We start from the raw sequence: 9,464 nt of genomic DNA on the forward strand, positions 1-9,464 counted from the left end.
GGCTGGGGTCGCTCACGGTGCAGGCGCACACAGCGTCCGCCGCCGCGCTGCTCGATGAGATCGCCGAGCCGCTCCGGCTGGCCGCCCGCGCGGACGCTGTGCTGCGCGGCCACGCCCGGCACCCAAGCGGAGTAGACGGCGTCACCGTCGCCATTACTGTCTGACGTAGCTGCCGTCTGAGCGCGAGCTCACCCACCCGGGGTGAGGCGCGGCCGCGCCGCTGCCTGAAGCATTGATGTCATTCCAGAGGAGGGACGCCATGACGAATGAGCGGGTCACCGCGAACGGGTTCCGGCCGGACGCCACCGGGTTCCAGGTGCCCTCAAAGCACCTGATCATCGGCGGCACGCTGTTCGGCGTCGGCTGTGCCATCTGCGTGGCCGGCATCGCCGTCAGCGGCACCGGGCTGCTGAAGGCGGTCCAGCGGTGGGTAGCCGACCTCGAACGGCCCCCGTCCGAGATCGCGAAGGGCACCTGGGCGCAGGCCAAGGCGGCGTACACCGCCGGCTCCCGCGCCTGGCAGGACGAGAACACGACTCAGCCCGCCAACGCGGAGAGCTAGCCCGTCCGGCATCAGACGGATTATCGTGTACGTGCCAGCACGGGCCACTATTGGGCGGCCCGGGAAGGGGCGCGCATGGCGGAAGGGTCCAGCGCCGGCCGGATCCCGTTCTGGTGGTCCGTCGCGGTCGTCGTAACCTTGCTCGCCCTCGTGCCAGAGCGCGCGGCCGCGCTAGCCCGGCAGGCGGATGACTGACATGCGCTCCGGTCCCGGGCCAGACCTGCAGCCTCCGCCCGAGGTCGCCGTTCCCGGTGCTCAGCGGAGTCTCGTGCGCGACTGGCGTTCGGCCCTGCTGGCTCCGGCCGGCGACGGCCGGCGACGCCGCCGCGGGACCGACGGGATGCGCCTGGCCGCGGCCGTCGTGGCCCTGGTGTGCTGCCTGCTGATCATCCACTACGACTCCCGGATCGACCGGGCCATCGTCGCCGTGATCCATCCGCCGCCGTGGAGCATTACCTGGCTGGTGACGGTGGTATACCAGGCTGGTTCGTTCGGCGTCGTGATCGTGCTCGTGGGGATGGCTCTGCTGGCCCGCCGGTGGGAGATCGCGCGCGACATCGGGCTGAGCGCGGTCGGGGCCGCGGCGGTCACCGGCCTGCTGATCCTGTGGCTCGGCAATCACGGCGGACGGCCCGGCGGGGTGGTGATCGGCGACTACGACCTCAGTTTCCCGGTCCTGCGGATCGCGTTGTTCGCCGCGGTGGCCACGGCGGCCCTGCCCTATCTGGCCCGGGGCCTGCAGGTCATCGTCGAGATCTTCATCACCCTGGTCGCGCTGGCCACGGCGGTCGGGGGTCACGGGCTGCCGCTCAACGTCGTCGGGAGCCTGGTCATCGGCTGGGGCACGACCGCGGTGGTCAGGCTCGCCTTCGGTTCGCCGCTGGGCCTGCCGTCCGCCGATGACGTGCGGCGGCTGCTGGCCGAGTTCGGCATCAGCGTGGGCCACCTGCAGCCGATGCCGCAGCAAGCCTGGGGGGCGGCGAAATACGAGGCCACCGACGATTCCTCCCGCCGCCTCGCCATCGCCGTCTATGGCCGGGATGCGGCCGGCGGCCGGCTGCTGACCAAGGCGGGCCGGTTCCTGCTGTACCGGGATTCCGGCCCGACCCTCACGCTGACCCGGCTCCAGCAGGTCCAGCGCGAGGCCTTCTTCGCCTTGCGGGCCGGTCAGGCGGGTGTGGCCGTGCCCGAGCTGGTGGAGGCGGGAACCGCGGGGCCATCGAAGGACGCGGTGCTGGTGTACCGTCTGCCGAGCACGATCTCCCTGGCCGAGGCCGGGCCGGACGACGTCGGCGATGGCGCGCTTGATGATATCTACCGTCAGCTGCTGATCCTGCGCAAGGCCCGGATCGCCCACGGCGCCATCAGCGGGGACGCGCTGCTGATCGACCCGGCCGGGCAGACCGCTGTGCTGGCGGATTTCCGCAATGCCATCGGGAGCGCGTCGGTCGATCAGCTTGACCAGGACCTGGCCGGCGCCCTGGCCGCCACGGCCGTGACGGTCGGCGCGGAACGGGCCGGCGACGCCGCGGCCCGATGCCTCGCACCGGAGGTACTCGCGGGTGCGCTCCGACACCTGCACAAGCCGGCCCTCGACCCGGCCATCGGGAGGCGCCTACGAAGCAACAGCGGGCTGCTGGACGAAGTCCGGCAGCAAGCCGCTCGATCCGCCTCGATCGAGCTGCCCGAGCTGGCCCAGCCCCGCCGGGTGAGCTGGCCGACGCTGATCTTGATCATCGGCACCCTCATCGGCGGCTGGGCCCTGATCGGCGTGCTCATCGACGTCTCGAAGTCCTTCGACACCGTGATCGGCGCCGACTGGCTCTGGGTCATCATCGCGCTCGTCCTGGCCCAGCTGGCCTACGCGTCCTCCGCTGTCGAAACCCTCGGCAGCGTGTCCGGCCCGCTGCCGTTCGGCCGGGCGTTGGCCGTCGAGGTCGCCAACGCCTTCAGCGGCCTGGCCGGCGGCGCGCCCGCGGTCTTCGCCACCCGGGTGCGCTTCTACCAGAAACAGGGCTACGACGCGACGGTCGCGCTGAGCTCGGGCGCCATCATGACCGTGGCCAGCTGGATCGCCACCACCGTGGTGTTCGTGGTGTCGCTGCCGTTCGCGTGGGGATCCATCCACCTGGAAGCAACTCCCGAGTCCGGCGGGGACTCCAAGCTGGTGTGGATCATCCTGGCCGTCGTCGTGCTGGCGGGCGTGGTGATCGGCCTGGCCCTGGCCGTGCCGCGGCTGCGCAGGCTGGCCGCCGCGAAGCTGCGGCCCAGGATCCGCGACGTATGGGGCAACCTCAGGCAGGTCGCCAGCTCGCCGCGCAAGCTGGTGCTGCTGCTGGGCGGTGCGCTCGGGCGCGAGCTGCTGATTGCCATGTCCCTGTCGGTCTCGCTGCGGGCCTTCGGTGACCATCTCCGGCTGCCCGTCATCATCGTGGTCATCGTGCTGGCGGCGATCGTCGGGGCCGTCGCGCCGTCGCCCGGCGGCATGGGCGTGGTCGAAGCCGGCATGATTCTCGGCCTCACCGCGGCAGGGGTGTCCGAGGCCGACGCCACCGCCGCGGTCTTCATCCAGCGCCTGTTTACCTCCTATCTGCCGCCTATCTGGGGGTGGTTCACGCTGGTGTGGCTGCGCAGGCGAGATTACCTGTGAGCACCGAGGCCTCGCTGGCCGCGACCATCGAGGACCAGAAAGAGCATCCGCTGGCGTGGAAGACGGTGGCCAAGCGGGCTGCGATGGTGGTCATAACCGGTGTGGCCCTCTACCTCGTCTTCCCAGCCATCACCGAGGTGTTCGCCTCCTGGCCGCGGCTGTCCACCCTGCATCCCTGGTGGTTCATCTTGGCCGTGGCGTTCCAGGTGGCCCACTTCACCTGCACGTTCGCCCTGCAGCGCCTCGCCCTCCGCACCCGGGCCTGGTTCCCGGTCGTCACGTCCCAGCTGGCAGGCAACGCAGTCACCCTGATCATGCCGGGGGGAGCGGCGGTGGGCGCCGCCGTGCAGTTCCGCATGCTGGCGGTCAGCGGCGAGAGCACTGAATCTACCGTGGGCGGGCTGGCGGCGTTCTCCCTGCTGGGCGTGGGCAGCCTGCTGGCCCTGCCGGCCTTCGCCCTTCCCGTCGTCCTGCTGGGTGCGCCGGTCAGCCGGGGGCTGCTGAACGCCGCGGCCCTGGGGGCGGCGGGATTCGTGGCCTTCGCCGGGCTCGGCGCGGTCGTCCTTGTCTATGACGCGCCGCTCCGCTCGGTCGGCCGGCTGGCCCAGCGGCTGAGGAACCGGCTACTGCCGAAACGCCCGCCGCTGGAGGGGCTGGACGAGACCCTGCTGGCCCAGCGCGACGACATCCGGGCCGTGCTGGGCCGGCAGTGGTGGCAGGCGCTGCTGCTGTCCGCGGGCCGTCTCGCGTTCGACTACTTGTGCCTGCTCGCCGCGCTGCGGGCCACCGGGAGCCACCCGCGTCCCTCGGTGATCCTGATCGCCTACGCGGTAGCCGGCGTCATCGGGATGATCCCGATCACCCCCGGCGGCCTGGGGATCGTGGAAGCCAGCCTCACCGGGCTCCTGGTGCTGTCCGAGGTGAACTCGAGCCAGGCCGTGCTGGCGACACTGACCTACCGGCTCGCCTCGTACTGGCTCCCGCTGCTCGCTGGGCCGATCGCCTACGCCCTGTTCCGGCTCAGGTACGGGAGCCATCCTTCGTCCCCAGAGCCGCGGCCCGCACCCCAGGACGCGACGTCCTGACGGTGGTCAGACCCCTTCGACACAGTCCAGTCGGCCCGACTTGATCGCGGTGGTGAACTCCTGGTAGTCGCGCTCATTCTGGTCGGCGTACCGCTCGGAGAAGTCGGTGATCGCGCGGTCGAACGCGTCGCCGCGGCCGAGGTAGGCGGCGATCGCGACCGGGTCCCCTGACCGGGCGTGCGCACGGGCCATCGTCCAGCCGCAGAGCCGCGCGTACAGGGTAAGCCCGAGCGGGGTCATCTCCTCGATCGGCACCGATCCCTTCATGTCCCGCAGCTGGCGCCAGTAGAAGTGCCTGTTGACGTCCACGCCGCGGGCCCAGCCGAGGTAGATGTCGCTAGTGGCCTGCATCAGCTTTTGTCCCTGCACTACTCGCTGGCCGTGCTGGCGATAGCGGCTGCGCGGCAGGTGTTCCTCCAGCACCGACGTGGTGGCCTCCTTCACCTGGAGGAAGAGCGGGTCGCTGGCGTCGCGGCCCTGGAGCAGGACGATGAAGCAGCGGGTGCCTACGCTGCCGACGCCGACGACCTTGCGGGCGAAGTCCACGACTTCGAAGTGCCCCAGCAGGTGCCGCATGTCGGGCTGCAAACTCGCGCGGTAGGCCGTGAACTGCTCACGGATCAGCTTGCTGAGGCGGTCGGGAGTCAGCTCAGGCGCCAGGTCACGCACGGGGATGACGACCGGCGGCTGGTTGACGATCCGGTACCGGCCGTCGTCCAGCTCACCGAGCTTGGACAGCGCCTGAAGGCTGTCGCGGGTATGCGCCTTAGCGGCGGCCTCCCATACTCGTTTTTGCGCGAGCTTGGCTATCTTGGCCTGGCCGCCGCCGGTCGCCTTGCTCTTCGTCGCCGTCTTCCCGGCCTCCAGGACCGCGGCCTTGATCGTGTCCTCGTCGAGGCTGGCGTACCAGATGTCCATCGTGCCCTGCCGTGCGAACTCGGCCATGGCTTCCCGGTAGGCGGTCACCGAGGCCAGCGCCACGGCGCGCCCGTCCGCCGGGGTGAACCCGTTGTCGCGGGCCGCCACCACGAAGCTCGCCGCCATCCGCTTCACGTCCCACTCGAACGGCCCAGGCAGGGTCTCGTCGAAGTCGTTGAGGTCGAACACCAGCCTGCGCTCCGGCGAGCCGAACACCCCGAAGTTCGACAGGTGGGCGTCGCCGCACAGCTGGACGCTGAGGCCGGCTACCGGGGTGTCCTTCAGGTCCTCGGCCATGATCCTGGCCGCGCCCCGGTAGAAGGTGAACGGCGAGACCATCATCCGGCCGCGCCGGACCGGCACGAGATCGGGCTCCCGGTTGGTGTTCTGGTCTTCGAGCAGGTCCACGGGGTGCCTGCGGTCGGCCGCCGGCGCCCAGCCCGCGTGCGACGACCGCGGGGTGCCGGTGCGGGCGCTGGTGCCCTGCGCTTGCCGCTCGTCTAGGGCGGTCATGGCGTCACCACTTCCTCCATAGTGATCATGGCGTAACGATCGCAAACTTGGGGTAGGCGCCAGCTGCGGAAAGTCGGTCATCGTTTGCCGCCTGTTCATGAGCTGGATCGTGACTCGGGAGGCCGCTGGCTGACGTCACCCGCGGCGAGTGATCGCGCCATCACATCGATGATGCACAGATGAAGGTGTGGCGACAAGGCTGAGCGGCTGGAGCCCGCGGCTCCCGGGGCCGTAAGGCCGCCGCCGGGCGGATCACGAAGCGGAAGCCGAGGTGGGCGGTTGACGTGTCGACCGCCTCGCCCTGGCGAGCCGCCGGCCGGTAGCGCAGGCAGTAGTTCGGCGCACACAGGTGCGAGCCGCCCTTGATCACCCGGCGCGGGATGTGCGCCCCCGGCTCGCCGGGAACGAGGCTGCCGCCCGGGTCGGTCACCCGCGGGTTGCGCGGCACGCAGCAGGCCCCGTGGTTAGAAGCCCCGTGGTTAGAAGCAGAGCCGGCAGGCTGCGCGGCGAAGTAGTCGCTCGTCCACTCCCATACGTTGCCGGCCATGTCGTACAGGCCGTGGCCGTTGGGCGGGAAGCTCCGTACCGGGGACGTGCCGTGCTTGCCGGGTGGCTTCAGGTTCTGCCAGGGGAACTCGCCCTGCCAGGTATTCGCCATCACCTTCCCCTTGGGGAACGGGTCATCGCCCCAGGTGTAGGCCGCGCCGTCCAGCCCGCCGCGGGCGGAGAACTCCCACTCGGCCTCGGTTGGCAGCTCCTTGCCCGCCCACGCGGCGTACGCGTCGGCGTCCTCGGCGGCCACGTGGGTGACCGGGTGCCGGTCCAGGCCGCCCGTCGTGCTGCCCGGCCCGCGGGGATGCCGCCAGTCGGCGCCCGGGGTGTACCGCCACCACTGCGACACGTCCCGCAGGTCCACCGGCCCACTGGCCGCGAAGAACACCAGCGAGCCGGGGCGCAGTAGGTCCGGGTCCGCGCTGGGGTACTGCGCCGGGTCGAGCGGTCGCTCGGCCATGGTCACGTATCCGGTCGCGGTCACGAACCGGCGGAACTCCGCGACCGTGACCGGGTGATCGTCCATCCAGAAGCCGTCGACCTCGACGCGGCGCGCCGGGCGTTCCTCCGGGTAGAAGTCCTCGGATCCCATCAGGAAGCTGCCGCCGGGTACCCAAGCCATGTTCTTCGTCAGGCTCTTCGAGAGCCCAATCGCTTCGGACATCGTGGGGTTACTCCCGCATGAGCATGAGGGCGGCTTCGCGCTCGAGATCCTGATACGGCTCGCCGCTAACGTCGATCGCGATCCGGTTGATGGTGCCGCCGGTGAACGAGTGCGGCGCCCCGCCAGGATAGTCCTCGGTGACGGGTTCGCCGGGGTTCCTGCCGACGTACAGGCTAGCGCCCGGGACCGGCTTCGAGTCGCGGATGTCGACGTTGATCGTGCCCTTGAACGGTTTCGCCATCACGGCTCCTTGAGTCACCTGTGGCCGACCGGAGTCAGCCGCGTACGTTCCGGATAAGAAAATCAGGCAGTCAGCCCGGTGATGGCATCGCCGATGAGCTTCACGCCGATGATCAGGCAGATGACCGCCGAGATCACGGCGTTGTGCTGAGCCATCCAGTCCTTCAGCCCGGTGAGCAGCTTCTCCGAGCGCGCGCCCATCGCGAAGTAGATCCCTACGGGTGTGCCGACCCCGAGGGTGCCGACCAGCGCGAACACCAGGTAGGCGATCGCCTCCTCGCCGCCGGAGATGCCGGTCTGCGCGATCGCCGCCGCGGCGGCCACCGCGAGCAGCAGGTTCTTCGGGTTGAGGCCGCCCATCACCACGCCCAGCCCGGCCGCGGACAGCGGCTTGATCTCGTCGACCCGGGCGATCCACTTCGGCAGCTCCACCCGGTCGTCGTTCCTGGGGCGGTTGCGGAACTGCAGCGCCGCTGCCAGGAGCAGCGCCGCGCCGAGCACGACCTTGAGCCAGCTCACCCAGGTGGCGGGAGCGCCGGACGAGCTGGCGTCCGCGGGTCCCGCGATGCTCAGCGCGATCGCCCCCACGACGGCGAGCCCGGCCAGCCAGCCGGCGATGAACACCGCGCCGTTCACCCGCGCCCGCTGCGTGGTCAGCATCAGCACCACGGCGACGATCGGAATAGGGCTCAAGGCGACGCCGACCGCGAACGGCAGCGCGCCGCCGATCGCCGCGCCCAAGCCCACGACCGGCCCGACCCGTCAGGCCCACTCGCGCCGCGGCGCGAGCAGCGCGGTCCCGGTCGCCAGCTGATCCTGTGCATTGCTCATATGGCGGGCCCCTTCGTATCGACGGCGACGCGTCTGCGGGCACGACCGTAAGCCGCGGTCCTTTACCAGATCATCATCCCTCCGGGGTGATTAGCTCCTCACCCGTGTCTCATCCATTGCGGGTGATGCCTCGCGAGTTTCCCGTGGCGGAACGTGTTGACATGCGTACGGAACGACGGGCGCGGGTAAGTGGCTGGTCGGCGGGGGGATCGGGGTGAAGCACGTGACGCTAGAGTCAACCGTTTCCGACGGCATCGCTATCGGCGTAGAGTCGCGGCTCCTCGACAGTAAGGTCCGTATCCCGTGCCTGGGGGACGACGTGTTCAGGCGCGACCGGCTGACCGAGCTGATCGAACAGGCCACCGCCCGCCCGGTGACGATGATCGCCGCCCCCGCAGGCTCGGGCAAGACCGTCGCCTGCGCCGTATGGGCGACCGCGAAGGTGAGGTCCCGGCGGGTCGCCTGGCTGAGCCTGGACGAGGGAGACAGGGAACCCGCCAGGTTCTGGGCCTCGATGACCGCCGCGCTGGCGATCGGGGGCACATCGGCGGTGTCGGAGCTCGTGCCGCGCAGCCGTGCGGGCGACGACGACCTGCCGGCCGACCTGGTGGTCGCGATGCGGCGGCTGTCGGGATCGGTGGTGCTCGTCCTCGACGACGTGCACGTGCTCGCGGGCAGCGAGGTCATGCCCGGGCTAGCCCTGCTCATTCACAACGCGCCGGCGGCGCTGCGCCTCATCCTGTCCGGGCGGTCCCTGCCCGAGCTGCACGTGGCGCGGATGCGGGTGGCGGGCACGCTGTCGGAGGTCAGGCCCGCGGACCTAGCCTGCACGGCGGAAGAGGCCGAGGGGTATTTCGCCGCCCTGGGCCTGACCGCCAGCGCCGCGGAGCGCGACCAGCTGCTCGGCTCCGTGGAGGGCTGGATGGCCGGCCCGCGGCTCGCCGCGCTCATCGCGGCGCGAGACGGGGCGCTGAGCGTCGGCGCCATCGCCGCCGATCCCATCGTCGCCGACTATCTGCGCGACGAGGTGCTGGACCAGCAGCCCCCCGCGGTCCGGCGGTTCCTCCGGCGCACCAGCGTGGCCGAGCGGCTGACCGGGGACTTCGCCGACTGGCTGACAGGCGGGCACGGCGGAACGCGCGTCTTGGACCAGCTCAGCAGGACGGGCAGCTTCGTGTCCAGGGACGCGCAGGGCAAGTACCGGTATCACCCGTTCCTGCGGCAGGTGCTGCTCGGCGAGCTGCGCGGGGGCATGCCAGAGGAGGTTCCCGGCCTGTTCGGCCGGGCCGCGCGCTGGCACACGCGCGACGGCGACGCGATCGAAGCGGTCCGCTGCTGGGCCGAGACCGGGGACTGGGAGCACGCGTCGCTGGCGCTGACCGAGGCGGGGCTGGCCGGGGCGCTGCCAGACCGGATCGGGGAGCTGGAGACGGCCCTCGGGCTGTTTCC

8 protein-coding genes are annotated in these 9,464 nt (G+C 70.8%); 4 read left to right on the forward strand and 4 right to left on the reverse strand.

Annotated elements, in window-relative coordinates:
• Nucleotides 1-259: 259 nt before the first annotated feature.
• From WA805_RS28415 to WA805_RS28425, 3 genes are all read left to right on the forward strand, one after another.
• Complete coding sequence (locus tag WA805_RS28415; protein WP_422276471.1) at nt 260-562, forward strand: hypothetical protein; 303 nt, start codon at nt 260-262, stop codon at nt 560-562.
• A gap of 196 nt (nt 563-758) precedes the next feature.
• Nucleotides 759-3,212 (forward strand): lysylphosphatidylglycerol synthase domain-containing protein, encoded by a 2,454-nt coding sequence (locus tag WA805_RS28420; RefSeq protein WP_425243862.1) that lies wholly within the window; start codon nt 759-761, stop codon nt 3,210-3,212.
• Nucleotides 3,209-4,297 (forward strand): lysylphosphatidylglycerol synthase transmembrane domain-containing protein, encoded by a 1,089-nt coding sequence (locus WA805_RS28425; RefSeq protein WP_422337897.1) that lies wholly within the window; start codon nt 3,209-3,211, stop codon nt 4,295-4,297. The genes WA805_RS28420 and WA805_RS28425 overlap by 4 nt, the downstream gene beginning before the upstream one ends.
• 6 nt (nt 4,298-4,303) lie before the next feature.
• Here the strand turns inward: WA805_RS28425 and WA805_RS28430 are convergent, their stop codons facing one another.
• The 4 genes from WA805_RS28430 to WA805_RS28445 form a co-directional block, all read right to left on the reverse strand.
• Complete coding sequence (locus tag WA805_RS28430) at nt 4,304-5,728, reverse strand: DUF2252 domain-containing protein (RefSeq protein ID WP_422276465.1); 1,425 nt, start codon at nt 5,726-5,728, stop codon at nt 4,304-4,306.
• A gap of 160 nt (nt 5,729-5,888) precedes the next feature.
• Nucleotides 5,889-6,944 carry a formylglycine-generating enzyme family protein gene (locus tag WA805_RS28435; RefSeq protein WP_425243863.1) on the reverse strand — a complete coding sequence of 352 codons (1,056 nt, stop codon included), beginning with the start codon at nt 6,942-6,944 and terminating at the stop codon, nt 5,889-5,891.
• A gap of 7 nt (nt 6,945-6,951) precedes the next feature.
• Entirely contained in the window at nt 6,952-7,185 is a 234-nt protein-coding gene (locus WA805_RS28440) for a hypothetical protein (RefSeq protein WP_422339354.1), read from the reverse strand.
• 62 nt (nt 7,186-7,247) lie between these two features.
• Nucleotides 7,248-7,931 carry a GAP family protein gene (locus tag WA805_RS28445; protein WP_422287410.1) on the reverse strand — a complete coding sequence of 228 codons (684 nt, stop codon included), beginning with the start codon at nt 7,929-7,931 and terminating at the stop codon, nt 7,248-7,250.
• A gap of 307 nt (nt 7,932-8,238) precedes the next feature.
• Here WA805_RS28445 and WA805_RS28450 point away from each other — a divergent pair.
• Nucleotides 8,239-9,464 (forward strand): hypothetical protein (locus WA805_RS28450; RefSeq protein ID WP_424564002.1); only part of this gene is annotated, 1,226 nt, incomplete at its 3' end.

Origin of the sequence: Trebonia sp. (assembly GCF_049794275.1) — a bacterium.
Taxonomy (GTDB): domain Bacteria; phylum Actinomycetota; class Actinomycetes; order Streptosporangiales; family Streptosporangiaceae; genus Trebonia.

Bases quoted from the DNA above. Each gene is read 5' to 3' on its own strand.
- WA805_RS28415 (WP_422276471.1), top strand. From the start codon at position 260: ATGACGAATGAGCGGGTCACCGCGAACGGGTTCCGGCCGGACGCCACC.
- WA805_RS28430 (WP_422276465.1), bottom strand. From the start codon at position 5,728: ATGACCGCCCTAGACGAGCGGCAAGCGCAGGGCACCAGCGCCCGCACC.
- WA805_RS28420 (WP_425243862.1), top strand. From the start codon at position 759: ATGCGCTCCGGTCCCGGGCCAGACCTGCAGCCTCCGCCCGAGGTCGCC.
- WA805_RS28435 (WP_425243863.1), bottom strand. From the start codon at position 6,944: ATGTCCGAAGCGATTGGGCTCTCGAAGAGCCTGACGAAGAACATGGCT.
- WA805_RS28440 (WP_422339354.1), bottom strand. From the start codon at position 7,185: ATGGCGAAACCGTTCAAGGGCACGATCAACGTCGACATCCGCGACTCG.